General features: G+C 46.0%; 23 protein-coding genes. 12 read left to right on the plus strand and 11 right to left on the minus strand.

The features are described from left to right. Nucleotides 1–1014: 1014 nt before the first annotated feature. From FEM33_RS16685 to FEM33_RS16695, 3 genes are all read left to right on the plus strand, one after another. Nucleotides 1015–1719 (plus strand): porin family protein, encoded by a 705-nt coding sequence (locus FEM33_RS16685; protein ID WP_161597165.1) that lies wholly within the window; start codon nucleotides 1015–1017, stop codon nucleotides 1717–1719. A 419-nt stretch (nucleotides 1720–2138) separates the two neighbouring features. After that, nucleotides 2139–3461, plus strand: a complete 1323-nt coding sequence (locus FEM33_RS16690) for a gluconate:H+ symporter (protein WP_139013135.1) — start codon at nucleotides 2139–2141, stop codon at nucleotides 3459–3461. Nucleotides 3462–3745: 284 nt separating this feature from the next. After that, nucleotides 3746–7597 (plus strand): ELWxxDGT repeat protein, encoded by a 3852-nt coding sequence (locus FEM33_RS16695; protein ID WP_139013136.1) that lies wholly within the window; start codon nucleotides 3746–3748, stop codon nucleotides 7595–7597. An 81-nt stretch (nucleotides 7598–7678) separates the two neighbouring features. On the opposite strand, the gene FEM33_RS16700 is transcribed toward FEM33_RS16695, so the two are convergent. Continuing rightward, nucleotides 7679–8113, minus strand: a complete 435-nt coding sequence (locus tag FEM33_RS16700) for a hypothetical protein (RefSeq protein ID WP_139013137.1) — start codon at nucleotides 8111–8113, stop codon at nucleotides 7679–7681. 297 nt (nucleotides 8114–8410) lie between these two features. Here FEM33_RS16700 and FEM33_RS16705 point away from each other — a divergent pair, with 297 nt between their 5' ends. The 6 genes from FEM33_RS16705 to FEM33_RS16730 all read left to right on the plus strand — a co-directional run bounded on the left by FEM33_RS16705 (nucleotide 8411) and on the right by FEM33_RS16730 (nucleotide 13761). Continuing rightward, on the plus strand, nucleotides 8411–9289 hold the full coding sequence (locus FEM33_RS16705) for a helix-turn-helix domain-containing protein (RefSeq protein ID WP_139013138.1): 879 nt from the start codon (nucleotides 8411–8413) through the stop codon (nucleotides 9287–9289). Nucleotides 9290–9374: 85 nt separating this feature from the next. Then, nucleotides 9375–9890, plus strand: a complete 516-nt coding sequence (locus FEM33_RS16710; protein ID WP_229214281.1) for a cupin domain-containing protein — start codon at nucleotides 9375–9377, stop codon at nucleotides 9888–9890. Between the two features lie 7 nt (nucleotides 9891–9897). Further along, nucleotides 9898–10401 (plus strand): alcohol dehydrogenase catalytic domain-containing protein, encoded by a 504-nt coding sequence (locus FEM33_RS16715; protein WP_229214282.1) that lies wholly within the window; start codon nucleotides 9898–9900, stop codon nucleotides 10399–10401. Nucleotides 10402–10437: 36 nt separating this feature from the next. Next, the gene (locus FEM33_RS16720; RefSeq protein ID WP_139013139.1) at nucleotides 10438–11016 is read left to right on the plus strand and encodes a sugar O-acetyltransferase; all 579 of its coding nucleotides are present in this window, start codon (nucleotides 10438–10440) and stop codon (nucleotides 11014–11016) included. 26 nt (nucleotides 11017–11042) lie between these two features. Continuing rightward, nucleotides 11043–12107, plus strand: a complete 1065-nt coding sequence (locus FEM33_RS16725) for an NAD(P)-dependent alcohol dehydrogenase (RefSeq protein ID WP_139013140.1) — start codon at nucleotides 11043–11045, stop codon at nucleotides 12105–12107. A gap of 304 nt (nucleotides 12108–12411) precedes the next feature. After that, on the plus strand, nucleotides 12412–13761 hold the full coding sequence (locus tag FEM33_RS16730) for a hypothetical protein (RefSeq protein ID WP_139013141.1): 1350 nt from the start codon (nucleotides 12412–12414) through the stop codon (nucleotides 13759–13761). Between the two features lie 74 nt (nucleotides 13762–13835). Here the strand turns inward: FEM33_RS16730 and FEM33_RS16735 are convergent, their stop codons facing one another. Beyond that, nucleotides 13836–14189, minus strand: coding sequence for a winged helix-turn-helix transcriptional regulator (locus FEM33_RS16735; RefSeq protein ID WP_139013142.1), 354 nt, complete (start codon nucleotides 14187–14189; stop codon nucleotides 13836–13838). 100 nt (nucleotides 14190–14289) lie between these two features. On the opposite strand from FEM33_RS16735, the gene FEM33_RS16740 reads away from it, so the two are divergent. Together FEM33_RS16740 and FEM33_RS16745 are read left to right on the plus strand one after the other, a co-directional pair. Continuing rightward, nucleotides 14290–14820 carry an NAD(P)H-dependent oxidoreductase gene (locus FEM33_RS16740; RefSeq protein WP_139013143.1) on the plus strand — a complete coding sequence of 177 codons (531 nt, stop codon included), beginning with the start codon at nucleotides 14290–14292 and terminating at the stop codon, nucleotides 14818–14820. A gap of 679 nt (nucleotides 14821–15499) precedes the next feature. Further along, nucleotides 15500–15757: a hypothetical protein gene (locus FEM33_RS16745; RefSeq protein ID WP_139013144.1), complete on the plus strand. Its 258-nt coding sequence runs from the start codon at nucleotides 15500–15502 to the stop codon at nucleotides 15755–15757. Nucleotides 15758–15862: 105 nt separating this feature from the next. On the opposite strand, the gene FEM33_RS16750 is transcribed toward FEM33_RS16745, so the two are convergent. The 3 genes from FEM33_RS16750 to FEM33_RS16760 all read right to left on the minus strand — a co-directional run bounded on the left by FEM33_RS16750 (nucleotide 15863) and on the right by FEM33_RS16760 (nucleotide 17295). Next, entirely contained in the window at nucleotides 15863–16288 is a 426-nt protein-coding gene (locus FEM33_RS16750; RefSeq protein ID WP_139013145.1) for a response regulator, read from the minus strand. Between the two features lie 311 nt (nucleotides 16289–16599). Continuing rightward, the gene (locus FEM33_RS16755) at nucleotides 16600–17025 is read right to left on the minus strand and encodes a response regulator (RefSeq protein WP_139013146.1); all 426 of its coding nucleotides are present in this window, start codon (nucleotides 17023–17025) and stop codon (nucleotides 16600–16602) included. Nucleotides 17026–17070: 45 nt separating this feature from the next. Next, a complete protein-coding gene (locus tag FEM33_RS16760; RefSeq protein WP_139013147.1) occupies nucleotides 17071–17295 on the minus strand; it encodes a hypothetical protein in 225 nt (74 codons plus the stop codon). Nucleotides 17296–17668: 373 nt separating this feature from the next. On the opposite strand from FEM33_RS16760, the gene FEM33_RS16765 reads away from it, so the two are divergent. After that, nucleotides 17669–18352, plus strand: coding sequence for a DUF421 domain-containing protein (locus FEM33_RS16765; protein WP_139013148.1), 684 nt, complete (start codon nucleotides 17669–17671; stop codon nucleotides 18350–18352). 20 nt (nucleotides 18353–18372) lie between these two features. Here the strand turns inward: FEM33_RS16765 and FEM33_RS16770 are convergent, their stop codons facing one another. From FEM33_RS16770 to treA, 6 genes are all read right to left on the minus strand, one after another. Next, nucleotides 18373–19638 (minus strand): MFS transporter, encoded by a 1266-nt coding sequence (locus FEM33_RS16770; protein WP_139013149.1) that lies wholly within the window; start codon nucleotides 19636–19638, stop codon nucleotides 18373–18375. A 105-nt stretch (nucleotides 19639–19743) separates the two neighbouring features. Then, on the minus strand, nucleotides 19744–21207 hold the full coding sequence (locus FEM33_RS16775; RefSeq protein WP_139013150.1) for a TolC family protein: 1464 nt from the start codon (nucleotides 21205–21207) through the stop codon (nucleotides 19744–19746). 23 nt (nucleotides 21208–21230) lie between these two features. Beyond that, a complete protein-coding gene (locus FEM33_RS16780) occupies nucleotides 21231–22544 on the minus strand; it encodes an HlyD family secretion protein (RefSeq protein ID WP_229214283.1) in 1314 nt (437 codons plus the stop codon). A 28-nt stretch (nucleotides 22545–22572) separates the two neighbouring features. Continuing rightward, entirely contained in the window at nucleotides 22573–23580 is a 1008-nt protein-coding gene (locus tag FEM33_RS16785; RefSeq protein WP_139013152.1) for an ATP-binding cassette domain-containing protein, read from the minus strand. A gap of 102 nt (nucleotides 23581–23682) precedes the next feature. Then, nucleotides 23683–23916, minus strand: a complete 234-nt coding sequence (locus tag FEM33_RS16790; protein WP_139013153.1) for a hypothetical protein — start codon at nucleotides 23914–23916, stop codon at nucleotides 23683–23685. A 225-nt stretch (nucleotides 23917–24141) separates the two neighbouring features. Continuing rightward, complete coding sequence (treA, locus tag FEM33_RS16795; protein ID WP_139013154.1) at nucleotides 24142–25707, minus strand: alpha,alpha-trehalase TreA; 1566 nt, start codon at nucleotides 25705–25707, stop codon at nucleotides 24142–24144. Nucleotides 25708–26016 lie beyond the last annotated feature (309 nt).

Raw genomic sequence — 26016 nt, forward strand, 5'->3', positions numbered from 1 at the left:
AACTTACTATCAAAAAAGCTGTATTCAGTGAATGCTTCGTCCTCAATTTTCAGAATATGTATTACTGTCTCGTTTGTACTTGTAAACGCGAAATACATTCGGATAAATTCTTCCTGCTTTCTTTTTACCTCAGCCAAATATGCCAAGATACCACTTTGTAAGGGCAGCTATAAACTTGTCAAACTCATTTATTAACCCAAAAAAAAACGCCTGATTGCTAATGGATTACGAGTTTCTAATGAATTGTGCTGAATGATTATTTACTATTTAAAATGTACTGAACAGATTACTTCCTGCAATAGTAACCATTTGGATATCTAATGCCAATCCTGACTTATTTAACGGTATTCTTCAACATTTCAAATGCAGATAAAACGTTGTCATCATTTAAAAGTTTGTCAGTTGATCCGTACGTTGGCGCCACGTGGGCCAGCGGTAGTTGCATCCGGACTCTCCTGTCGTCGCGGTACATTAGTTAGCTGAAAATCACCAAAGTTTCCCGTTATCAAACAGGTTTCTTTGCAGCAGAAATCTGATGGGAATGATTGTTAGCTGTTTTATCTGCGCCGGCACACCGAACAACAAAAGCCGGACCTTCTTTAACGCACTTGACTATACGTTTAACATATTGCAGCGATGCATCTGAGTTGATCCTTTTGATAGGCTTGTTTCGGAATTTGTAGACCTGTACCGATGCCTGCCCGGCTTCCTGGATGGCCTTCCGATGACTTTCATAAGCCTTGGCGCATGTTGAAATGTATTTAGGGTAATGGTTCAGAGAGTGTGCCGGATCAAAAACAGGAAGCAGCACTTTAAACAGGTTGTAACGGACTTTATCCGAATTTTCATTTAACCTTCATGGGTGCATGCCTTTTTGTACAGAATTGGGATGTTTCAAATAATTAATGAATTAATAATAAACGGGCAACTTGGAGTGTGGTATTGTTTTTCTTTCTTTAAAGTAACAACTTAGGACATTACTCACATATTCATTTACTAAAAGCCATGACTATTATGAAAAAAACGGTATTGCAATTATCACTGTTGATATTTTGTTGTTTTTCAACCGCTGATTCCTGGGCACAGCTGAGCCTGGGGCTCAGAACAGGCATTAACTTCGCAAATCTGGCAGTAACGGATGAGGAAAGTTTTCCTTTTAAGCCAAAATCAGGCCTGAGTTTTGCTTTATTGTTTCATTTGCCCCTTGGTGCTTCAACCGCCATTCAGATTGAACCGGGATTTTCTCAGCGTGGTGGCCGGATTTCAACAAAGACCAATGAATTTATCAATAATCAACAGATTAAAGCCGACATTGAAGGCAAGTTACTGGTGAATTATATTGAAATGCCTGTTTTGTTCCAGTATAAACCAAAGCTGGGAAAAATGGAAGGGCTTCTTTCCATCGGACCTGAATTTCGTTTGATGACCGGCAATTTAAGGGCAAAATCCAGTTCCAGGGTTTATGTTGACGGCGTACTTATTACCAGTACAAGCGGAGATGAATCGTATGCGTCGGGCAATGATACCCGTAAGTTTGATATTGGTCTGGCTGGCGGTGCCGGACTGGCTTATCCCCTCGGAACAGTGAAATTTTTTGCAGAGGGGCGTTACCATTTGGGACTGGCAAATCTTGCGACGCCCATAGAAGGCGGCAATTCCAAAGTGCATAACCGCGGGGCGTCCGTTCATATCGGCGTACTTGTTCCGGTTGGAAAGTAATACCGAGAAAGCAGCATGTGTTTGGACTGCTTCAAGAAGTGTCCAACTTTTTTGGGACAGTGCACAGCCGCAGAGCGGCTTCCTGTTTGTAGAAAGGGTTATTTCGTTTACAATGTCGGGCCCCGGCGGGGCCGCCTGAACAAATGCCATGCTTCAGGAGGCTCCTCCGGAGCCGCACTTCTTTATGCTGGATTGGTTTCTACAAACAGGAAGCTCTTCCTGAGCGGCTTTGATTAGCGGAGTTTTTTTTGCTGGATTGTACTTTTAAAAATCCGGCGAAGTAAACCGTATTTTTTTGAAGGGATCAATGGTCCGCTTCAGTCTGGTGCCCTCTTCCCTTCTTGCCGGCAAGTAGATTAATTGCATTCTCCAGTTTGGTATTTACCAAAAAAAACCTTCGGTATTTAATAAACTGGCGAATGTCTTTAACGATTACCCTCACCGGTATTTTGGCGCTGATTGCGCTTATCTCTATTGTCCGGCTCAATACTTTCCTGTCTTTTCTTGCCGTAACGACTGGCGTCGGTCTGGCTCTCGGGCTTCCTGTGCTGTCGATTGTTGATTCCATCCAGAAAGGCATCGGCGGCACACTGGGTTCCATTACGGCCATTATCGCGCTGGGCGCCATGCTGGGCAAACTGGTTGCCCAGAGCGGTGCTGCCGAACGCATTGCCTTCAAACTGATGGAAGTGGTCGGAACTTCCAATGCGCGGTGGGCATTTATGCTGACCGGTTTTATTGTCGGTCTGCCCTTGTTCTACTCCGTCGGATTTATGCTGCTGACACCTGTTGTCATTACGGTTGCATACCGTTACAAGTTGCCGGCGCTGTACATCGGGCTGCCCATGCTGGCATCTTTGTCTGTCACACAAGGGTACCTGCCGCCGCATCCGGCACCGCTGGCCATTCTGAAGCAATTCAATGCGTCCATGGGCACGACCCTTTTTTATGGAATTCTCATTTCGGTGCCCGCCATACTGATTTCAGGAGCATTGTTCGGGTCAACACTGAAAAAATATACCAATCTGCCCAATCCGGCATTCATTGCGCCGGATCTGAATCTTGATAAAGTGCCTTCCACTTTCACCAGTTTTTTCACCCTTCTGTTTCCGCTTTTACTGATCGGGATCAGTACATTGACGAGTCCTTTTTTACCTGCCGATTTATGGATCACCAAAACTTTGCTTTTTACCGGTGAGCCGATTATCAGCATGTTTCTGGCCGTGATGCTGGCCATTTTCACGCTTGGCTTGCGACTGGGAAAATCCATGCAGGAAGTAACGGATCTGCTTACCGGTTCGATGAAGGACGTGGCCATGCTTTTTCTGATCTTTGGCGGAGCAGGCGCTTTCAAACAGGTTTTAACAGACGGAGGCGTAAACCAGTCCATTGCAGATATGATGGAACATTCAACGCTTCATCCTTATGTTCTTGGCTGGGGTATGGCCGCGCTGATCCGCGTTTGTGTGGGGTCATCGACGGTTTCAGGCATTACGACTGCTGGCTTTATGGCCCCGCTGCTTGAATCGACCGGCGCAGACCCGAACCTGATGGTTCTGGGCATCGGTGCCGGCAGTATGATGTTCTCACATGTAAATGATACCGGTTTCTGGCTTTTCCGGGAGTATTTCCAGATTTCCATGACGGACACACTGAAAACGTGGTCCATCATGGAAACACTGGTTTCGGTCACCGGGCTGGCCGGAGTCATGGCGCTTCACTGGTTTCTTTCCCTGTTATAATCAAAGCTTCTGCAAGGTGCTTTAATTGCAAGTGCAGTTTTATTAAATAGTTTATTTTCAACTAATTAAATATTCACAAACCTAAACATAAGCTTTATTTTGTCACAGGATGTGCAACTGCTGTGATCCTGGTGGATTACCGAATAATAAGTTTTGTATATGAAAAATAATTATATGTATAACTGTTTCAGGCTAAACGTGCTTTTTTGCGTTTTATGAGCAAGGAATCAAATCCTGTTTCTATTTAAAACTTCAAGCAACTGCTCAACTTTAAGCAAAAAAACATGAAAAAATCGATATTGTATTTAGCCTTGTTCCTGATGAGTTTGCAATCCCTGCTGGCGCAGCAAGGCTCATTAGTAAAAGACATTAATGTGACGGGATCTGCTAACGGGTTCCGCATTTACGAATCAATTTCAGTCGGCAATATGATCTACATGATTGCGGATGATGGATTTCTGCAAAAAGGAATCTGGAAAAGTGACGGCACAGCCCAGGGTACCGTGCTTGTCAAGGAACTAACCGATGCCACTTTTGTCGGCAGGCTGACCAGTTCCGGAAAACTCGTTTATTTTGCCGTTACTTCACGATTTGATTATGATTATAAAACCTATTTATGGAAAAGTGACGGTACTTCCCAGGGCACTGTTCCTGTTATGGAAATACGAAGTAATATTGTCGGACCAGACGGAAGACATCTTGTCGATGTGAATGGCACACTCTACTTTAATGGTATCAATGGATTGATGAAGACAGATGGGACAACACAAGGAACAGTACTGCTTCTTCCAAGCCAAAGCGCAATTGAAGACATGGTCAATGCAAACGGCAAATTGTTCATGATCATGTACCTGAATGGCAACTATCGCCTCTACAAATCGGATGGTACCCCAGCTGGAACAGTAGCCGTTGAAAATAAAGCGAATGGAGGGGTTATTTGGCCATTGGGTGTCCTGGGCAACGAAGTATATTTCAGATACAGTTCCAGTGTGGACGGTCTGTACAAAGCCAGTGATATCCTGCCTGTAACTCCTGTTAAGGAGCGGTTTTCCGATAGTCAATTTACTTTCTATTCCGTAGGCAGCACCCTTTACTTCACCGTACGCAACGGCAGCATCAATGGAAATGAACTCTGGAAAACCGATGGTACTACGGCGGGTACGACGCTGGTCAAAGACATCAATCCGGGCGCAGCATCTTCAGATCCCGTGCTGATGGCAGCAGTAAATGGACAGCTGTATTTTACGGCAAACGACGGAGTAAATGGCCGGGAACTCTGGAAAACCAGCGGTACTGCATCCACTACGACCCTGGTCAAAGACATTCGTCCGGGTAGTGCAGATGCTAATATAAGCGAAATCACGGCTGTGGGCAGCAAGGTTGCCTTTGTGGCCAACGATGGCACCGGCGACAAATTGTGGCAGAGCAACGGAAGCCTGAGCGGGACCAGCATACTGGCTGATTTTCAGGCCTCGGCATTGCTCAATGTCAACGGGACTTTGTACTTCAACGGAAATGCTGGCGGCGGAAGGGAACTGTTTAAAACTACGATGCTGGCAGGTGGCACCAGCGCAGTCACCGATATTGCCAGGCCTGAATCCATTCCGGTTGGCTTTACGAAGGTCAACTCGGAATCTTACTTTTCGGCCGATGACGGCATCCATGGCCGCGAGCTCTGGAAAACAGACGGAAGTACGGCCGGTACCATGCTGGTCAGGGATGCAACAACCGGTGCAAACAGCACAAATCCCGAGCAGATCACCAACGTAAACGGAACGGCTTTCTTTGTTGGTGGAAACGGGTCACAGGTACATAGCTTGTGGAAAAGCAATGGAACGACTGCTACAACTGTCAAGGTCAAGGATTTTACCAAAGCAGACACATTGCAGGGATTGATCAATGTGAACGGAACCCTGTTTTTTGGAATTATCAACGGCAGCGGCAGCATGCAGCTCTGGAAAAGCGACGGCAGCACGGCGGGAACACAGCTGGTTAAAACTTTTCCGCAAACTTCTACTTTCTCACCGGTCACGATGAACGGGCAGGTATACTTTGGTGCCTGGGACGGCATCAACAGTGTGGACCTCTGGAAAAGCAATGGAACGGCCCAGGGTACTGTGCTGGTCAAGGACGTAACTCCTAACTGGGGCGAGAGCATGTACACTTCTATTGCAGTAAAGGGTAATTTTATTTACTATATCTTATCAGAAGATACTCCGTCAAGTATTGATTATTTTCTGGTGAAAAGCGACGGTACGGCCCAGGGAACAACTGTTATCAAAGAATTTGATGCCTATAATAATCTTTTTTCCAAGTTCACAGCCGTCAACGATCTGCTATTTTTTGTTGTCTGGGATGGTGCTGCTTTTGATGATATTTTTGGGGAGGTTGTATGGAGAACCGACGGTACGGAGCAGGGCACCTTTCCAGTAAAAAAGTTGCGTTCTGACGATGGAGACCCTTCGATTCATACGCATGATTTGGTGGCTCTGGATGGTTTCTTTTACTTTGTACCTGATCTTCAGGAAGAACTATGGAGAAGTGACGGGACAGAAGCAGGCACTCAGCAGGTCACAAACATTGGTTCGCAGGCAAACGGAGTAAACATCCAGTACGCAACGGTCGTAGGAAACACGTTGTATTTCAGTGCTTCTGACGGGAAAAGCGGTCGCGAACTGTGGAAAACGAATGGAACTGCCGAAACAACCAGTCTGGCCTTCGACATGACACCGAACGGCTCTACTAAATTCTACGAACTTGCAGCCCTGAACAACCAGCTTCTGATTTCTGCCGACAACGGCATGTACGGCGCTGAGCTCTTTAAGTATCAGGAAACCAATACGGCTAACACCATCCGGATCAATGCCGGCGGGCAGGATTTCACGACCGCTACCAAAAAACTGTTCATTGCAGACAAGTATTATGCAGGTATTGACCGGACCAGCTCGGTTGCAAGCGGAGATATCCTGAATACGACCAATGACGTGCTTTATCAGTCAGCACGCTGCTCGCCTTCGTTCAGCTACAACATTCCGGTTCCCAATGGCACCTTTGATGTATACCTGCACTTTGCTGAAACCTACTTCGGGGCTCCGGGCAAAAAGGGCGGAAAAGGCAGCAGGCAGTTTCACGTCAACATGGAAGGCAGCCGCAAACTGACCAACTATGATATCTTTGTCAAAGCCGGCGGGGCCATGCGCGCCACGGCAGAGACCTTTACCGTCAACGTTACAGACGGCATGCTCAACATCGACTTTCTGACCGGCGCAGCCGATCTCCCCCGCGTTTCAGCCATTGAAGTCATTGCAGCCAGCCAGACCTTGAATGCCGTTGCAGATGCCTATGTGCGGGATGGCAGTTACAGTGCCACAAACTACGGCAACCTGCCTGAGCTGAATGTCAAGAATGCAGCCGGTGATGCTTCCATTAAACGCTCGTCTTACGTGCGCTTTCAGCTGCCGCAAACGGTTAACGCAGGCTCGGCCAAGCTGCGCATCTATGGTCATAACCATGAAAACAGCAAGGATATTTACCTGCATGCATACGGTGTGGATAATGACAGCTGGACTGAAAACGGCATCAGCAAAAACAACGCACCGGCTGCTTCGACTGCTTCACTGGGCTCGGTGGCTGTGAATGACAAATACAAATATTACGAGATCGATGTGACCAGTTATGTAAAAGCGCAGCAAGCGTCCGGCAGTAATCTTGTGACTTTGCTTCTGGCTGACCCGAACAACCGGAACACCAGACTGGTTTTTAACAGCAAGGAAAACAGTGCCAATCCGCCGCAGTTGGTTATTCAGCCTGCATCTGTCAGCAACAGCTCGGCCCGCTTAAATCAGGAAGGGATCATGGCAGAAAACGCGCAGGCTGAACAGGGATCAAGCATTTACCCCAACCCGGTTAAGAAACAGTTTACGGTTTCACTTTCCATGCAGCATGCAGGCCCAATTTCCTTTGAGCTGGTCAGCAGCGCAGGAAAAGGGTATGCAGTCCGGACAACTCAGGATGCAAAAGCAGGAGAAAAAGCGGAGGTGAATATTTCTGATCTGACTTTGAGCACAGGCATTTACATGCTGAAAATACAGTCGCAAGCAACAACCGAAGTCATCAAAATGCTCGTTACTGAATAAAAAAGTCCGAAGTTAAAATCAAGAAAGCCGCTTATCTTGTCAGATAAGCGGCTTTCTTGATTCCGGAATAAAGCGATCCAGTTACTTTTCCCGCACCAGTGAAGTATAGGTTCCTTTGCAGGTTTCAATCAGCAGGTTGTCTGCGGCCGGTGTCGTTATGGCCATTTCAGGGCAGCCGGCACAATATACATTTTGACAGGCCGGATCGAATTCAACGGGCTTAAGAGGTTTTGCCTCAAAAAATTTTCCGTTTAAAAAGTAGTTTTGTGGAAGGCAGCACGGTCTGAAACCTTTTTCGTTCACAAGAACGCCGTCATACCGGAACATATAAAAAACAGCATTTTCTCTGGCAACTGTGTCGGTGATCAAGGAATCGCCGGAAGCCCGGGAATACCCAATAACCCGCCATTTGCCTGCAATGGCTGCAATTTCCGGAAGCGGTTCAGGATCAGCTTTCCTGCTTTCCCTGCATTGTACGAATGCAAGAAAAATCAAAATGAATAATGGTTTTTTCATAAGTTTTTGTGTTTGATGTTCAGACTCCGGACGGCGGATATTGGTTGTAAAAGACACAGCTAACTGTTTTCAAAACTTCGCTTTTCCAGTTTTGCTGCCGCTTCATCTTTCATATTGCGATTAAAAAAATGGTAAAGGCACTTTCGGGTAAAAGCAGTCCACTTAGGTTCTTCAAACAACCGGTTAAGGATTTCAAACTAAAAACAACTTTAAACTCAGCATTGAGGTTGAAGGACTGAAGCAGCCGCATTTTACAAAGGCCGTTTACAAATGTCATGGAATTCTTAATTTTGTGTAATGGAAAATACAAAGCAACGCCCGGTATCGGAATTCAACAGTCAGTTAAAGCTGAAAGGGTTCAATGCCTTTGAACTTGAACGGGACACCAATGCCACACGCATTTACAGCCGAAAGGATTTTTATAAAATCTGTCTCACAACCGGCAAAAGCAAAATTCACTACTCGGACAGAAGTTTCGAGACAGAAGGAACCGTGCTCTTTTTCGGGAATCCGCATATTCCGTATTCCTGGGAAACGCTTTCGACTACTTATGTCGGCTACACATGCCTGTTTTCGGAAGAATTCCTTTTAGCCTCGGAGCGTACCGAAAGTCTTCAGCAATCCCCGTTTTTCAAAATCGGCGGAACGCCGATTCTGAACATTTCGGACAAGCAGCGGGAATTTGTTAATACCTTGTTCCAACGCATGATTGAAGAACAGAAAACGGATTATTCGTTCAAGGACGAACTGATTCGCAATTACATCAACCTGATTATCCATGAAGCGCTGAAACTGCAGCCGTCCGAAAACTATAGCCAGCATAAAAATGCTGCCGGCCGCATCACATCCGTATTTCTGGAACTGCTGGAAAGACAATTTCCAATTGAAAGTGCCGATCGTCCGCTGCAACTGAAGACGGCGCAGGATTATGCCAAAAACCTGAATATGCATGTCAATTACCTGAACCGCGCTGTAAAACAAGTTACAGGAAAACCCACGACAAGCCATATTACCGAGCGGATTGTAAGCGAAGCCAGATCACTTTTGCAGCATACGGACTGGAACATTTCCGAGATCGCCTACGCGCTGGGCTTTGAATATCCAACCTATTTCAACAACTTTTTCAAGCGGATAACCGGAACGAATCCAAAAGCTGTCCGAATGGAAGAAGTTTGAAATTCTTAATGATTGGTTTGATTGTCTTTATCTGAACGGCCTGCCGATTGAGGAAATTTGTCATGGATTCAAATTATGAATATCTATGACAAATCATCTTCATTTCAGACTGCTTGGTATTTCTGCAAAACAAATCCTGGTCATTGCACTGCTGGCCATGCTTGCAGTGCCGTGCATGGCGCAGCGCAATGAAGAGGCATCAGCTGCAAGCAACGGCATTTTCCCAAAAGGCAAGTTGGGTCCTTCCGACAATTTCACCGGAAAAGCCTGGAACTACGGCCTTGTCGCCGCCGACAGCACACTCACAACCGTATTAGGCAACGTATACTTTGAACCGGGAGCGCGGAGCCACTGGCATACGCATCCCGCCGGGCAAATCCTTGTGATCACTGACGGCTCCGGTTATCATCAGATCAAAGGCCAGCCACGGAAGACACTCAAAAAAGGCGATGTGGTCACCTGTCCGCCTGACGTACTGCACTGGCACGGAGCCGGCCCGCAGACGGGCATGCAGCAACTCTACATTGTACCCAATACCGAAAAAGGAATCGTAAAATGGATGCAGGCGGTTACAGACGAAGAATATAACAATCCGAAATAACAGCAACATGGAAAAACACAGTCACAGCAAACCCGTTCCTTCCAGAAGAAAATTCATTCTTCAAACTGCAATGGCCGACGCGGGATTAACGCTGGCCAGCCGGTCCGGGCTCTTTTCCCAAGCTGGCGAACATTCTCCGGTTTTGAAAAACATAAAATCAAAAGGCTACGCTGCAAAAGATACATCGGACAAACTCAGTCTCTGGAAATTTGAACGCAGGCCCGTTGGCGACAACGACATTCTTATTGATGTAAAATTCGCCAGCATCTGCCATTCGGACATTCACCAGCTGAAAGGTGACTGGGGCCGGCATCAGTATCCGCAGGTGCCGGGCCATGAGATTGCCGGGATCGTGGCGGCAGTCGGCAGGAATGTTACCAAATTCGAAGTTGAAAACAAGATTTTTTTGCAGATTCAGATAACCAAGGCAGCAGACGAGAACGATGCATGGGATAAAGTAACAGATAAAAAGGCGCGGTACAGATTTGTTATTGATGCAGCGACCATTTAGAACGATCTGCCGAAAAAGGCAAAATCACCGATTTATATGAATGCATCCGATACTGAAAAAACGATTTTTGACCGGATGAAGGCCGGCGAGCTGATCAGAATGGACGATCCGGGGTATGAAGATTTCAGTAAAGCCGTTGCCCGCACCATTCAGTTATGTGTGGAAATGAATGCCGGCGCAACGGACACGGACGAAGTGCGGCGACGGTTGGGTGAAATTACCGGAAGACCTGTTGACCAATCGACAACCGTTTTTCCGCCGTTTTATACGAACTTCGGCCATTTCATCAGTCTGGGTAAAAATGTGTTCATTAATCATGCCTGCTCGTTTCTGGATATTGGTGGCATTGTTATTGAAGATGACGTCATGATCGGACCGCGGGTGAATATTACATCCGAAACCCACCCGCTTGAACCGGCAGACAGAAAGACACTGATTCCAAAAACGGTTTTCATCCGGCGAAATGCCTGGATCGGTGCAGGTGCCACGATCCTGCCCGGCGTAACAGTTGGCGAGAATGCCGTGATAGCAGCCGGAGCGGTCGTAAACCGCGATGTGCCCGCGAACTCGGTTGTAGCCGGAATACCCGCAAAAGTTATAAAAGAACATATATAAACACCCAATCACAACCAATTTACAACATGACAGAAACAACAAACATCAAGGCATACGGTACGGAAGCAGCCGAAGCCCCTTTAAACCAACTTGGCATTGACCGCAGAAAACCGACCGCACACGATGTGGAAATTGACATTCTTTACTGCGGAGTATGTCACTCCGACCTGCATACCGCAAGAAACGAATGGCACGGCACAATTTACCCCTGCGTACCCGGTCACGAGATCGTAGGCAGGATCGTCAGCGTTGGTGACCACGTGAGCAAGTTCAAAGTAGGCGATGTTGTAGGTGTCGGATGTATGGTGGATTCCTGCCGTGAGTGCCAGTATTGTCAGGAAGGCCTGGAACAGTATTGTGAACCCGGCATGACCGGAACCTACAATTCTCCGGATAAATACCTCGATACGCCCACATTCGGCGGCTACTCCGAAAGCGTTGTCGTTGACGAAAATTTCGTACTCCGCGTTCCTGAAAACCTCGAACTTGCTGCAACGGCACCATTGCTATGCGCAGGCATCACAACTTATTCGCCATTAAGGCACTGGAATGTCGGTCCCGGCAAAAAAGTAGGGATTGTCGGCATTGGCGGTCTGGGCCATATGGGGATTAAAATTGCAAAAGCCATGGGTGCCGAAGTAGTTGCATTTACAACATCAGAATCCAAATTCGCCGAAGCAAAACGCCTGGGAGCAGACGAAGTGGTTATGTCCAAAGACGCCGGGCAAATGGCCGCTTATCAGGGAAAACTGCATTTTATTCTGGATGCGGTTTCTGCCGAGCATGACATCAATGCATATCTGGGCCTGCTTCGTGTGGACGGTTCGCTGGCGCTGGTGGGTGCACCGGAAAATCCGCTTCCTGTCGCCGCATTCAGCCTCATTGCCGGACGCAAAAGCTTTTCAGGTTCCATGATCGGCGGAATTGCCGAAACACAGGAAATGCTGGACTTCTGCGGCGAGCACAATATTGTTGCAGATATTGAAATGATCGACATCAGGCAAATCAACGATGCCTACGAACGCCTGCTGAAAGGCGACGTGAAATACCGCTTCGTCATTGACATGGCCTCGCTGAAAAATCAGGATTGAGGAAGGCAGGATTGAAGGAGGAAGGATGAAAGGAGGAAGGATTGAAGGAGGAAGAATTGAAGGAGAAGGGAGGAAGGATTGAAGGAGGTAGGATAAAAGGACTGTAACTGGCCCCCTTTCTTTCCTCCGTCCTCCCTTTTTCCCTTCCTTCCCTCCTACCTCCTCCCTTTCCTCCATTTTCCCTTTCTTCCTTCCTCCCTCTTTCCTTCCCACCTTTTCCTCGCTCCGCCGCCCGTATCTGCTTCATTGAACAGGCATTGCAATGCGAGGGTATTTTTTTATCTTACAGAAAAAATATTCCTCTATGAAGCGGACACTCCACCTTATCCTGTGCCTGGCCTGCCTTTGCTGGCAATGTAAAGAGACGAAAGAACCCGTACCCCAAACCGGTGAGATAAAAAAAATCAATGTGCTGGAGTTTACGATTCCCGGAGTAGACCCGAAAAATATCAGCATCGGGAAAGATCTGATTGTAATAAACCTTCCTGAAAATTATGCAGCGGGCGACTATATCAAACCGGAAGTCATACCGGAAGCCGGCTATACTTGTACGTCGCCAGCGCTGGATGGATTCAAATATGAAAATCAGGAAGTTAGCATTTCACTGCATAGCGCCAATGATACCAGAAACTTCAATATTATTGTTATTCCATTCAAAGCGATTCAGATCGCAGAACCTCCGAAAAACCTGCAGCTGACGCTTGAACCGGAAACGCAAATCAAAACGGCCATTAAGCTGAAAGGAACAGTGGCCACCGTTTTTGAAGGCGAAAAGCTGATTTATGCACCTAAGATCCGTTTTACAAGCAAGGTAACGGGGGAAATAGCGTATGAGCTGTATGCTGATCCTAATTATAGCCGTTTTCAGGATTCCATGTCCGTTACATTGCCGGCTACAATAGTACCTGGTGAATACAAGGCGGAAGTAGTGTGGGGCCCGAAAGCGGAATTGCTGTCTTCACAAATCACTGTCAAGCCCGGAGCAGTTTCTTTTAAAAGGGGTTCCTGGCATATGCTGGAACCGGACCGCTATTTTGAGGTAAACGGATTTAATTTTTCGCCCGCAGGCAAGTACGAAGCCATTGTTGAGAATGATTTCATAGTGCCGGAACGCATTGCTCTGAAATACGAAAAACCGGGATCCTTGTCCGGCAATCTGCCGGAAAGCATCGGTTTGGGCAATTACAAAATCACTTATCTGGAAAACGGAAAAGAAAAGAAGCCTTACTCTGAAAAACAATGGCTGCTTCAATATTCCGGTGAAGATCACTTTTTCATAACCAAGACCCGCACCCAGCCTATTGCAAGAATTGTGACGCAACCTTCACGCCGCAGTTCATTTGAAACTTACCTGAATTCCAGCCTGCACTATTTTCCATCTGTTACCGAAATCAGCCGGAAGGAACCAATATTGGTTTACAGCGAAACATGGGGTCCAACGCCAAACAAGATCGAACTGATTCTCGTTGATCATCGAAGCAGAAAAGAATATGTATTACCTTTTTCAGGCAGTGTTTACGGGATTTTTGATGGCTTTCTCTCGTTTCCGGCATTTGCTGTCACCGAAGACGTTCCCGACGGAGCCTATGAAATGTACATTGTTCGCGGAACGGAGAAAACAGAGCGGTACAGCCGGATTATTACTTTGAGGTGATTTTTTGTGAGATGTGAGTTGTGAAATGTAAGATGTAAATTGTGAAAAGCTGGACGTGAGATGTTTGGTTGTTTTTACAGGTTTTTATGTTTTTCTCCCCATTTTTCCAGTTCCTTAATGACCGGCTTCAGATCGTAGCCGATGGGTGTCAGTTCGTATTCAACGCGTGGCGGGACTTCCGCGTAAACCGTGCGTTTTACAATATGGTTTGCTTCCAGCCTTCGCAGCTGCAGCGTCAGCATTCTTTCGGTTATGTTTGGCAATAGCTTCTTCAGCTCGCTAAATCTGAGTTTTCCCTGCAGTAACCAGGAACATATCACCAAAGCCCATTGGCCGCCGATGAGGTTGGCCGTATACACTTCCGGACATTCATCGGACAGGGCTGTTTTGTTGGCGAAATTGGTCGACGTTTCTTTGATTTTAGACATTACTTACATTTCTTATAGTACCGCACAATGGGTTGCCAATGTACGAAATTGATGTTATGCCCTATACTTTTGCATCATGAAATAGGCAAGTTTTAACAAAATGAAAACATTGATAATCGTTGTTCATCCGGATATAGCGCATTCGGCTGTGAATAAAAGATGGATTGAAGCACTGAACCAATTCCCTGAAAAGTACGTCGTTCATCCGTTGTACGAAGTTTATCCCAATGAAAAAATCGATGTCGAAGCAGAACAGAAATTGGTGGAGCAATATGAGAAGATTATTTTCCAGTTTCCTTATTACTGGTTCAATTGTCCTCCGCTTTTCAAGAAATGGCTGGATGAAGTACTGACGCACGGCTGGGCTTATGGCAGCAAAAGCGGCTACAAACTTGCGGGCAAAAAAATAGCGCTTGCGATCTCGCTGGGCGCTGATGAACAGGAGTACGGGCCATCAAAAATATTCAAGTATTCCCTTACAGAATTGACCCGGCCTTTTGAGCTTACGTTTGAATACGTAAAGGCGGATTATAAACCTCCGTTTGCTGTCTACGGAATTGAATACAATGCTTCGGCTGAATGGATTGAAAACAGTGTTGTGCAGTATCTGGATTTCCTGAACGCTTTTTGAGACAACTTTTCAGTTTATAAACTTTTCTTAAATATTCTTTCCGTTTTTACCGGCTTGTTATAAAAGCATAATCGCTGGTCCGGCCAATGATCCGGTTTTGTTCAAAAGTATTTTTTCCGGTGCATGGTGACATGATGATAAGTGCATTGTGGTTTCTGCTTTCGTCATTATACGGAAAACGTTCGTCTCAACTTTATTCAATGGGCACTTTGCTCCTAGCAGCATCCTGATCGTAGAAAGCAGAATATATATAATTCATAGCTCCGAAGGAGCACCGTGTTTGTAGAAATTGCAAAACAAGCAGAAATCATCGCTCCGGAGGAGCACCCTGTTTGTAGAAAATGCGAAACAAGCAGAAATCATCGCTCCGGAGGAGCACCCTGTTTATAGAAATTGCAAAACAAGCAGAAATCATCGCTCCGGAGGAGCACCCTGTTTATAGAAATTGCAAAACAAGCAGAAATCATCGCTCCGGAGGAGCACCCTATTGGTAGAAATCAGAGAATACAATCAAAAAATAATTGCCAATCCATCAAAGCAAGGAAAGGTGGCGCTGAAATGAGGATGACAACACAAGGCAAAGCAAACAATAGATTTTCTTTTTGGAAACCACAACCTGAATTGCATTGCAGGTAAAGTTTTATTTAATTGCAAATCAGGAACATAAACAAGTATTTCAATGGAAAATTTTGATTTGAGCTGGAACCTTACGGAATATGACAGGATCTTCAATCTGCTGCCAGACCAACCTGAACATAACCAAACCATGGAACTTGCTGTTCATCTCATAAAACACTTGCGTACTTCCCCGCATGAACCCGCCCTTTACAATCCCGGCAGTACAACACAGGAAGTTGTAACTTTTGTATATGATAAAAGTAAAGACAAGTGGCTGTCTTATTTACACGGGGTTGAAAAAGAAATACTTGTAAACTGATCCGGAATAAAGACCGTAAACCTTTCCATTTTACTTTTTCCGGAAGCAAATAGGACCAAAAAACAAGCGTTCTGAACTTGCTTCCTGATTACAAAGCTATCATAATCAAACCCTCTGGCCAGGCAGGATAGCACGTTCCCAATATCCGCATATAGACTGAAGCTGATCTTTCAAGCCGTCATAAGTAGGCGCTTTTACGTAAAATCCTTGAACCAGCGACATATAGGCTTCTTCCACATCCCTGGGATTAACAGACTCGGACAAGAATATAAACGGTATGGAATGCTTCTTCAGCTTGATATCGGAATTGATTTCTTCTTTTAGTTCCATGCCCGACATTCCGGTAAGATGAAAGTCGCAAAGGATCATAAAAGGTCTGCTCTTACTGTTATTAAGATAATCGATCAGGGCATTGCCGTTATCAAAATTGACTACCTGATTTGTGCATCCAATGTCTCTTAATGCATCCGTTACCAGGTAACGATCGTCTTCATCTCCTCCAACATAGAGGATTGGGCCATTTTCCATCATTTACTTTACGTATATCAATATAAAAATCCAGCCGGTAAACGTCATTATTGACTTGAATCAGATATTTATTTTATAGCCTGTGCTGTTTCAGGGCAGATTTAACAAGGATATAAAAACGAATGCCAGGGATGACGTCACAGGCTGCTTTAATTCACACCGGATCATCAGCGTATAGTACCAATCGATGTGCCATATAGGTCTGATAATTCGACTGATATGTTTTTCTGCAATTTCTAAAACAACGATGACCTTTCAGCAAAGCCGGTTGCGCACGCAGTTCTTAGCCATTTGAAAAACTATTTTTATTCAAGTCAGGTGACCCGGTCCGGCAACAGGCAAAGTTGCCAGTACTTGAAAATGATAGACAGATCTTCTTTGAGCTTGTTGTAATTGTTGGTCTTGACAAAAAATCCCTGAACGGTATACTTGTATGCTTCCTTAACCGTAAGAACATGATTCGAGGTTGTAAAAAACAAAAACGGTATGGATCTTTCTTTCAAGAGCGGAGAATTTTCAATGTATTCTCTGGTTTCCAACCCGTTCATGGATGGCAGATTAATATCGCAGATAATCAGAAAAGGCTGCTGCATACTTGATCCAAGGTATTTGATCACCTCAACGCCGTCCTGAAAATAAACGACCCGGTTTGTAATCCCCAGCTCCCGTAATGCTTGCGTAATCATCAATTGATCATCTTCATCGTCTTCAACTAAAAAAATAGGTCCTGAATGTGGCATAAGTTAATATGTCGTGCTGTTTTCTTGTTCTGATCAAACTGCTTTTTAGGTTGTGATATACGTTCCCAGCCTGACTGCCATGAAAACTGCTTCAACAATACCTGGTTTATCATCTTTGCTGCTGCGATATACCGGATCCGACGTAATCAGATACTCGTACCCGTTGTACCGGAAATACTCCCCTGCTTTCAGCCCTTCATCACAATAGGCCGTAAATTCATAAGCATTGGTCAAATCATTGAATTTGCTGTAAAGTTTTATATCAATCATTCCGCTGTTTTGAGTTAAACAATGCCGCCAAATTGCTTAAATAATCTGGTATTTTTTACAATAACGTAGACTTTATACGTAAATTAATTTATATTTTAAATAAACATATAATCATAATCAGGTCACATATAAATTAAACTAGTTCTACAATGCAAATACTTACATCCAGGCGGTTCTTTGCAGCGGGCTGAAGGTTTGGAGAACATTCCGCTTTTTACCGGATTAAACCGTTTTCCATGCAAATCAATACCAGTAAAAGCAGCCGGTTTTTCGTTTGTTTACCGGCATTTCTCGTTGGAAAAGTTTATAAGACAGGCTGGTACATTTATTTAAAGACAGTAAGATAGTAACCTCACCATACTGTAATCAACCAATGGAATTTGACTGGAATGAAGTGTTTATCAATGATCTTGACTGGAATTTTACCTTACAGATTATTGTCCGCACCCTGATCATGTTTTCGGTCATTCTCATTTTTCTGAGAATGACTGGCAAAAAAGGAGTACGCCAGCTCTCGATTTTTGAAGTAGCCATTATCATTGGATTAGGCTCTGCGGCGGGCGACCCCATGTCCAACAAGGATAACGCCATCATTCCTGCGTTGATCGTATTTCTTACCGTTCTGGGCCTTTACCGGCTGATTACCTGGATCGCAGCCAGGAACGAAGCCTTTGAAAGTGTTCTGGAAGGAGATCCCGTTTACATCATTGAAGACGGCATGTTCAACCTCGACACCGGTGAAAGAACCTTTGCCAAAGACGAATTTTTCTCTGAAATGAGGCAGCAGAACATTGAACATCTGGGGCAGGTAAGAACGGCAATTCTGGAAACAAACGGAAATGTAAGCTTTTATTACTTTGAAGACAGCGATGTGAAACCCGGACTGCCCGTAATGCCCAAGTTGTACCAAAAGAAAAGCAGTATCATCAAAAGCACCGGAAATCACGCCTGTACATACTGCGGTAATGTGGAAGAATTAAAAGGTAAATCAAAAAATTGCAGCCGGTGCGGAAAAAACGAATGGGTGCAGGCAATCCGGTCTGCCAGACTTACCTGACCGGTCATGTTGCAGTATTCTTAAGACTCTGCATGCATCTTTCCTGCAATCCAAATCAGTACGGTTGCCAGCAGTATGGCCAGTCCGCAAACCATCCCGATAGCCGGCGCAGAAAAGCGAATGAACAAGAGTCCGGACATATAAATACCCAGTACATCCGCCTGATTGCTGAGGGCCATGTAAAACCCGAACTGTGCAGCAGCTATCTTTCGCCGGCAAACACTCATGAGTACAGGCAAGGCTGCTATACTGAACAGAGACTCAAACATCTGCCGCAGAAGCAGACCTGACGTAGATACCATGGAATGCGTCCACGAAGCCCGAAACAGGGAAAAGCAAACAAAGCCCGCGCCCATAACCAATGTTACGCCGAATAACATGCGCAATGCCCCGATACGGTCCGACAGCCAGCCGCCGATTAATGCAATGGTTACAGCCGTCATGGTGCCGTAAGTTCCGCTGAGTACCGACACCGATGTATCGCTCCAGTTTAGTTTCTGTATCAGATGAAGTGTAAAGATGCGCTGGAACAGACGCTCGCTGATAAACACAGCAGCTACTGCACAAAAGAGAAACAGGCTCCTGCGTACCAATATGGCATTTACAAGTTCCTTTGCCAGTTTGAAAAAAGGCTGTTTGCCAGAAGAATCCGTATGCTGCGAACTTGCAGCCCGGAATGACAAAAAAGCATGCTGCGGTTTTTCCCTGATAAAAAAAGTAAGTACGGTAAGCACCAGCAAAACAGCAGATTGAACAACAGCGGCAGTCTGGAAGCCGGAATGATGCATTACTACCGCAAGACCGGCCGAACCTATGGCCTGGCCACTTACCATGCCGCTCTTCATCAGCGCGTTGGTCCGCCCTCTCTCCGGTTCCGGCACTACCGTAATGGCCATGGCATCCACGCTGATATCCTGCAAAGAAGCAAACACACCATGCAGTACAAACGCACTGACCAGCACATTGAATTCAGTTACCGGATCTGTAAAGAAAAGCAGCAGAAGGGAAGCCAGAAAAGCCATCACCTGCGAGAAAAGCACCCAGGGACGCCGCCTGCCCATGCCGGAATCCTGGAATTTATCCACCAACGGCCCCCAAACGAACTTGAATGCCCAGGGCAATCCGACAAGAACGCCGAAATTAGCCAGTAACCTGGCATCTATCTGCTTTGCTGCAAGGTAATTTGTCACCGCGATCAGGGCAAAACCGGCAGGTATGCCCTGCATCACGTACAGGTAAAAAAAATAGAAATAACGCAGCTTTTGACTTTCTGTAAGCGTTTTCATGCAGGTAAGCTACGTAATTTTTGCTGTAGTTATAAGTTTTTCAAAAAAACGCAGCACCTGTTTGCGTAAGGTTTCGGCTGATTTTCAGCAAATACCAGTGACAGTTTACCTTTCTGCAATGGACCCTACCGAATAGTAAAGCTGCGCAACGGCTTTCTGATACCCGGTTACAAGTTCGGCCATTTTAATTTTCATGTCAATCAGTTTGGTTTCACGGCTGTTTATCAGGAACAATGTACTCTCTCCCAGATCAAATTTGGCAAGTTCGCCATTGAGCAGGGTTTGCTGGTTTTCAATGCTCAGGTTCTGGATCGCCAGCTGTGATTCGTAAGCTACGAGATTGTTATAAGCATTGAGAATATTGGTGTTTATCTCGCGTCCGGTCTGTTTTACATCATACTGCAGGGCAAGTTGCTTTACTTTTATTTCCTGCAGTTTACCGCGCTGGGCTCTTAGGAACAACGGAAAAGAAAAGTCTACACCGAGCTTGTAATTACTCCATTGCAGGTCATAATATTCCGGAACGTAATTGCTGAAATCGGTTCTGCTGGTGATCAGTGAAGCACTGAGGTTGAGCTTGGGTTTTAGCATTTCCCGCCGGTAATTTCTTTCGAGCTGAAGCTGCAGGCTCTTACTCTTCAGCAACAGGAGTTCCGGATGTGTGCTGGCTGCATTGCCGATCAGTGTCTCAAGCTGGTTTCTGTAATAAGCGGAAGCAGGCGGCTCGGTGTTCTGGGGAATTGTATTTTCGGCCAGTTCTACCGGTTCTTCCCGGTCATTCCAGAGATGATTGGACATCAGCAGGCGCGAGTTGTTCAGTTCCACTTTAATTTTTTCAAGCTGAAGACTGCGCTCCTGAAAAGTAATGGCAGCTTCTACCGAATCGATGGCGGGCTTGTCACCGAGCAGCGTTTGGTTTTTCACAGCCACAAACCTTTTGTATGCCAGATCGGCGCCTTCACGGATCAGTTCAAACTGGCGGTAAGCATAAAACCAGTTCCAGTAATCTTTCACTGCGGCAAACCAGACCTGATTGATCTGTTTGATCTTCTCGGCTTCTGCATAATTCACCATTACTTTAGACTGCCTCAGCGTATTTCTTCTCGAATCAATCAGAAATCCCTGTCCGATGGGAATGCTCAGCCCGAGCCCGGTAAGACCGGGTACGCCCGTCCGGGTTTCCGGGTTTGTATAAGTCCCTACAAAGCGGTCATATCCAACCTTCAGGTCTGCTCCTCCAAGCCAAACAGGAACTTTAAGTTCGTTCGACCAATTGTTGTAATACTCCGTATTGCCGAATGTTTTCCTGCCAAAATAGCTTTTCAGGGCCGGATCAAAATCGCCCCAGGCCTGCTGTACTTTGGCCCTCGCCTCATCGGTCAGCAGTCCGGCCTGCTTCACAACAGGATGATTGGCAAGAACAATCTGCTCGAAATCCTGCAATGCAAATACCCGCCCGGAACGGTTCAATGTGTCAGTTTGTGCATGACATGTCACAAAATGGATAACAAGCAGGAAAACCAAAGGAAGTACCGGCCTGTTTTTCGTTAATTGCTTTATGCTGAACATTATTACTGCCCCTTTTATTGTCATCATTTATTTGTTGCCTGTTCCTTCGGCTCGGCATTCAGGCTCGGCGGAAATCCGTTAAGCAGTCGCCAGATTTCGTACCATAACGGAACAGACCTGAGAATAACACGGCCATAAACCCCCGATCCCTGCCGCAGCTGCTTGGGCCAGGGCTGATCTTTTTCAGGAACGGGATATGTTGGCTTCACCAGCAGACGGTACTTGCCGCCTTCGCTGCTCACAAGATCAATGACCGACACTTTTCCTGCAAAAGTACCCACAGCAACAGACGGCCAGCCGGAAAACTGGACGGACGGCCAGCCTTCAAACTGCAGACGTACGTCACTGTTGTTCAGGATCAAAGGAACATCCATCCCGTCCACATAAATTTCTGCTGCTACCATCGGCGCCTCAGGCTGAAGCGTTGCAATGGATTCACCTTCCTTTATATTCTCACCGATCCCCGCCTTAAGCGTTTTGACCACAAATCCGCTCTGAGGCGCACGGACGACATACAGGCCGCGACGGATGTTGATATTTGAAATCTCATTGCGCAGTTTGGAGATTTCGCCCTGCACACTTACCCTGCTGGAAACCGCCGAGCTCATATCAGACTGTGCCTTCGCCAGCGACTGTTCATATTCCGCTCTGATATTGTCCAGCTCGATGCGCGCATTCTGCAGCGACTGAATGGAATTGTTGAGCTTGTTTTGCTGACTGACCACTTTGGCATTGTCTTCCTGCAGTTTAAGCCTGCGGGATTCAATATCGGTCAATGAAAAAAGACCGTTGCGGTAACCGGTTTCGTACCGTTCAAGGCGCGCTTTGGCAATTTCATAAAACCGCTCAACCGCCACAAGCTCCGCACTGTCAATTTTCACGTAATTTTCAGCCTGCCGGACTTTGTTCTGCGCTGCATTGAGCTTGATCGTCAGACCTTTGTTCAATGCATTCATCTGAGCTGTTGTGGCTGCCATTTTCTGGGCTGCCGCTTCTTCGCTTCCCTGCTTGGCCCTGAGCTGTTCCTGCAGACGCAGCGGCAGTTCAGGGTCAAAATAGGACTGGCTGGTTTCCGAAATAATCAGGATTGTATCCCCTTTGTTTACCTGCTGTCCTTCCCTTACGGCCCAGTGTTCAATGCGGCCACCAATCTGGTTCTGAACCGTCTGCGGCCTGTCTTCCGGCCTGAGTGCGGTAATATGCCCGCGGCCGGAAATGGTTTGCCGCCATGGCAAAAACAGAACTATGATGAAGAGCAGAAGCAGCACCAGCATGATCCTGCCCAGAAGCTTCGGCCCTCTCGTTTTCAGGATCTCGTTCCTGGAAAGAACGCTCATGTCCTCCCAAGTCTCATTTTCCAACAGATTACCAGTCATTGTTCACCTCGCTTTCTTCCAGTTCAAGATCCGTAACAACCGCGAGCTTTTCGCTTCCTGTTACCATATCAAAGATTGTGTTCAGACTTGTCATAAATTTTTCAACGGCATAACTGATTTGTACTATAATGACCTCTGCGGCTACAAACTGGCCCAGCGTCATCTGTCGCTCGATCACATAATAAGAGCCCAGCAGCAAGAGTCCGCCCATCAGGATGGTGCGTAAAACGACCGAACTTGCAAAGAACTTTCTCAAAATCAGAAAATGGGCATTTCTGGCTTTCAGGTATTTGGACGTGATCTTGTCGGTTTCCAGAATCACTTTTGAGAGCTGTTCTGACCGGTACCGGTACTGGTCGAGATCCGCAGCTACGGATTCAAGATAGGCTACAACTTCATACTTGTACTCCGACTCATCTATGCTGGTAAGCACACCTCTTTTGTAAAACAGAGCCAGCATCAGGAGAATGACCAGCACCGTAAACACCCCGAAAACGACAAAAATCGGATGATAAAAGGAAAGCAGGATTGCCGCAAAGAAAATCTGGACGGTGGATGCAACTACGTCCACAAGCAATTTGGTGAGCCCTTTCTGGATGGTGATCACATCAAAAAAACGGTTTACAAGTTCCGGCGGGTTTTCACCGCTGAGCTCTTTCTTTTTGATCCTCGGAAAACGGTAGGCAAATTCAAGTGCTGCTTTTGCAAAAATCTTTTGCTCGATTACTTCAACCAGTGTCAGCTGGCCGATCAGCAACAAGCCACCTGTTATAACGCCAAGCAGCACAACACCAATCAATATATACGTAGAACTGTAGAGCGCGCCGTTGGACAGAAAATTAAAAACAGCAGTTGTTCCCAGCGGGAGCGTAAGTCCGATCAGACCAATCAGTATGGCATAAATAAAAATATAGTTGATTGTAGTTCTTTCTACATAAAGTATCCCCATTAACCGTTCCCAGGGAGTTGGAGTTTCGACATGATGTCCTTTCTTCATCAGTTAGTATTTGTTTGTTTTCATTACATCTGCCTTTTAGTTCAAAAAGACCTTTTACAGCCAGGAAACCGGCCAGCGACTTTGTAATCTCAGAATTTTTAACTAAGCACCGGTACGTTTACAACTACGGTTTCCATACGTTGCCGGCTTCATTGATATAACTTTGTATTTACTTAAAAACCAAAGCATTGGAAATACGAAAAAAACTTTAACCGCTGAAAACATCCATGCAGCCGGAATACTTTGTAAGGAATGCAACAAGTAAATATTTAAAAAAAGACTGATATGGAAGGCGGCAAAGTCTACACTTCCTTGACGCTGGATAATTTTAATCATAATTTAATGTGTTGAAACTTCATGTTCGTTTCACAAAAATATTGTGCCCGGCAAAGTGCATTGCCGGTTCAGAACAGACCGTCTGAACATCATAAAACAGGGCCTTACAGCGTTAAAACGGCCTAAAAACCTGCATTTAAGTAACTGATATGCCTGTTTTCGAATACAGCCATATTGTCAGGTTATGTGCCAATATTTCGTAAAAGTTCCGGGAAAATTACAGATTCAACCTTCCAGTGTTCTGAATAACCTTTTATTCTTCATTCGCAGGTAAACCCCGTTTGTCCAGCCAAAACCTTCCTGGACTTCGTATTCTCCGCCGCCGGCGATGAGGTTGGTGTCAGAGACATTGTATTTTTCGAGCATCTTTCCGGAATGTCTGAATTCCTTATCGATCAGTCCGAGCCATTCTGCCGACAGTTCGTCAGCAATCTGGTGAAAATCATAATTCCGCAGTCCTTTGTAAACAATCCATTGCAAAGGCGCCCATCCGTTCGGGGCATCCCATTGCTGCCCTGATTTCACCCGGGATGTTAACAAGCCGCCGGATTTCATAAAACTCAGACGGATATATGCCTTCACAAAGCGCGCCTGCGGTTTGGAAGCCAGTTTGAAAAACAAGGGAAATGCACCGGCAAGCGTCACTGCTTTCGTAAAATCACGCTTTCTGAAATCATAGTCCATGTAATACCGCTTGCTGGCGTCCCAGAAGTAAGTCCGGATGGCACCGGCTCGTTTCCCCGCCTTTGTTTCGTAAGCATGTTGCAATTCCGTATTTTCTTCAAGCCGGTATGCTTCTGCAAGCGTTTTTTCCAGAAAATACATCAGGCAGTTCAGGTCAACCGGCAGAATATCCGTTGTGTGGATCGTTGCAAAATCATTTTCATCGGCAAACCAGCGACTGCTGAAATCCCAGCCGGATTCCGCCGCCGCCCTGATGTGGCGACAAGTAACTTCGGGCTGCACCTTGTGCTTTGTAAATGCTTCATGGCCAAGTTCCACATCTTCGATGTAGGATTCCGGCCTCGGTGTGCATTTATCATCCCAGTATCTGTTCAGGACATTTCCGTCAGGAAGTTTTACAAGCCTCCGGTGCGCACTGAAATCCCCGTTTGTATCGCCTGCATCCATCCAGTAATCGTATTCGCGCTGCATGTGCGGAAGGTATTTTTTCAGGATCTGCTTTCCTGCCACTTCGCTGTACAGCTTCACCATCAGGGAAAAGAAAGGCGGCTGCGAACGGCTCAGATAATATGTACGGTTGGCAGTAGGAATAAAGCCGAAACTCTCGATCAGATAGGCAAAATTATTGATCATATGCCCCATCAGTTCTGTCTTTCCGGATTCTTTCAGTCCCAGCATTGTGAAATAAGTATCCCAGTAATAAATTTCCCGGAAACGTCCGCCCGGCACCACATAAGGTTCGGGCAACGGGATCAGGGAACCGCCGCGTTCCTGCTCTTCCGGCTGCCTTGTCAGCACAGGCCATAATCTTTCGATATGTTCTGAAACGGAACGGCTATGGTCGGGTTCAAACGGAGAGAGAATGTGGGCGGATATGCGAAAATATTTGTTGACAAAACCGGCGAGATCAAATTCCGGGTGATCCTTTTCCTGTTGATATTTTTCATTGATCCATGCCGGATCCTGTAATGGAACAGCATCGGCAAAAGTTTTGGAGTCTTCAAAAATATGGCTGTTCTGAACGTCCTGGAACAAACTTCCGTACAAATCTTCCGGAGAAACAGGCGTATTTCCATAAGTAAATGAAGGTTCGGCAAGTGGGTACAATCTTGTTCTGTTTAGGTTGGAAACGGGAGTATAAAAAGCATCAGACCAGGCTTGCGCAACGCTCTCTTTTCAACCAGCAATTCACTTTTTCGATTCGGATCCAATCCTTTGAAAAAGTTAAAAGCCTGCTTTTCAACAAGCTTGTTTGCCGTACTCTTCCTGGCATGCACCGGTATTACATTTACAGACCCGTAATTATCATGCCACTTGTTTGCCAATGCGCTCTTTCCGGCTTACCTCGCCAGAACATGTAAAACTGAAAAACAAGCCGGATCACCGCCGGGTCGACTTCCGTTTAATAACTTTCCC

The organism is Dyadobacter flavalbus, assembly GCF_006149045.1.
Taxonomy (GTDB): domain Bacteria; phylum Bacteroidota; class Bacteroidia; order Cytophagales; family Spirosomataceae; genus Dyadobacter; species Dyadobacter flavalbus.

Coding starts and splice junctions, on each gene's coding strand:
- FEM33_RS16685 (WP_161597165.1), top strand. CDS start 1,015: ATGAAAAAAACGGTATTGCAATTATCACTGTTGATATTTTGTTGTTTT.
- FEM33_RS16690 (WP_139013135.1), top strand. CDS start 2,139: ATGTCTTTAACGATTACCCTCACCGGTATTTTGGCGCTGATTGCGCTT.
- FEM33_RS16695 (WP_139013136.1), top strand. CDS start 3,746: ATGAAAAAATCGATATTGTATTTAGCCTTGTTCCTGATGAGTTTGCAA.
- FEM33_RS16700 (WP_139013137.1), bottom strand. CDS start 8,113: ATGAAAAAACCATTATTCATTTTGATTTTTCTTGCATTCGTACAATGC.
- FEM33_RS16705 (WP_139013138.1), top strand. CDS start 8,411: ATGGAAAATACAAAGCAACGCCCGGTATCGGAATTCAACAGTCAGTTA.
- FEM33_RS16710 (WP_229214281.1), top strand. CDS start 9,375: ATGACAAATCATCTTCATTTCAGACTGCTTGGTATTTCTGCAAAACAA.
- FEM33_RS16715 (WP_229214282.1), top strand. CDS start 9,898: ATGGAAAAACACAGTCACAGCAAACCCGTTCCTTCCAGAAGAAAATTC.
- FEM33_RS16720 (WP_139013139.1), top strand. CDS start 10,438: ATGAATGCATCCGATACTGAAAAAACGATTTTTGACCGGATGAAGGCC.
- FEM33_RS16725 (WP_139013140.1), top strand. CDS start 11,043: ATGACAGAAACAACAAACATCAAGGCATACGGTACGGAAGCAGCCGAA.
- FEM33_RS16730 (WP_139013141.1), top strand. CDS start 12,412: ATGAAGCGGACACTCCACCTTATCCTGTGCCTGGCCTGCCTTTGCTGG.
- FEM33_RS16735 (WP_139013142.1), bottom strand. CDS start 14,189: ATGTCTAAAATCAAAGAAACGTCGACCAATTTCGCCAACAAAACAGCC.
- FEM33_RS16740 (WP_139013143.1), top strand. CDS start 14,290: ATGAAAACATTGATAATCGTTGTTCATCCGGATATAGCGCATTCGGCT.
- FEM33_RS16745 (WP_139013144.1), top strand. CDS start 15,500: ATGGAAAATTTTGATTTGAGCTGGAACCTTACGGAATATGACAGGATC.
- FEM33_RS16750 (WP_139013145.1), bottom strand. CDS start 16,288: ATGATGGAAAATGGCCCAATCCTCTATGTTGGAGGAGATGAAGACGAT.
- FEM33_RS16755 (WP_139013146.1), bottom strand. CDS start 17,025: ATGCCACATTCAGGACCTATTTTTTTAGTTGAAGACGATGAAGATGAT.
- FEM33_RS16760 (WP_139013147.1), bottom strand. CDS start 17,295: ATGATTGATATAAAACTTTACAGCAAATTCAATGATTTGACCAATGCT.
- FEM33_RS16765 (WP_139013148.1), top strand. CDS start 17,669: ATGGAATTTGACTGGAATGAAGTGTTTATCAATGATCTTGACTGGAAT.
- FEM33_RS16770 (WP_139013149.1), bottom strand. CDS start 19,638: ATGAAAACGCTTACAGAAAGTCAAAAGCTGCGTTATTTCTATTTTTTT.
- FEM33_RS16775 (WP_139013150.1), bottom strand. CDS start 21,207: ATGTTCAGCATAAAGCAATTAACGAAAAACAGGCCGGTACTTCCTTTG.
- FEM33_RS16780 (WP_229214283.1), bottom strand. CDS start 22,544: ATGAGCGTTCTTTCCAGGAACGAGATCCTGAAAACGAGAGGGCCGAAG.
- FEM33_RS16785 (WP_139013152.1), bottom strand. CDS start 23,580: ATGAAGAAAGGACATCATGTCGAAACTCCAACTCCCTGGGAACGGTTA.
- FEM33_RS16790 (WP_139013153.1), bottom strand. CDS start 23,916: ATGATTAAAATTATCCAGCGTCAAGGAAGTGTAGACTTTGCCGCCTTC.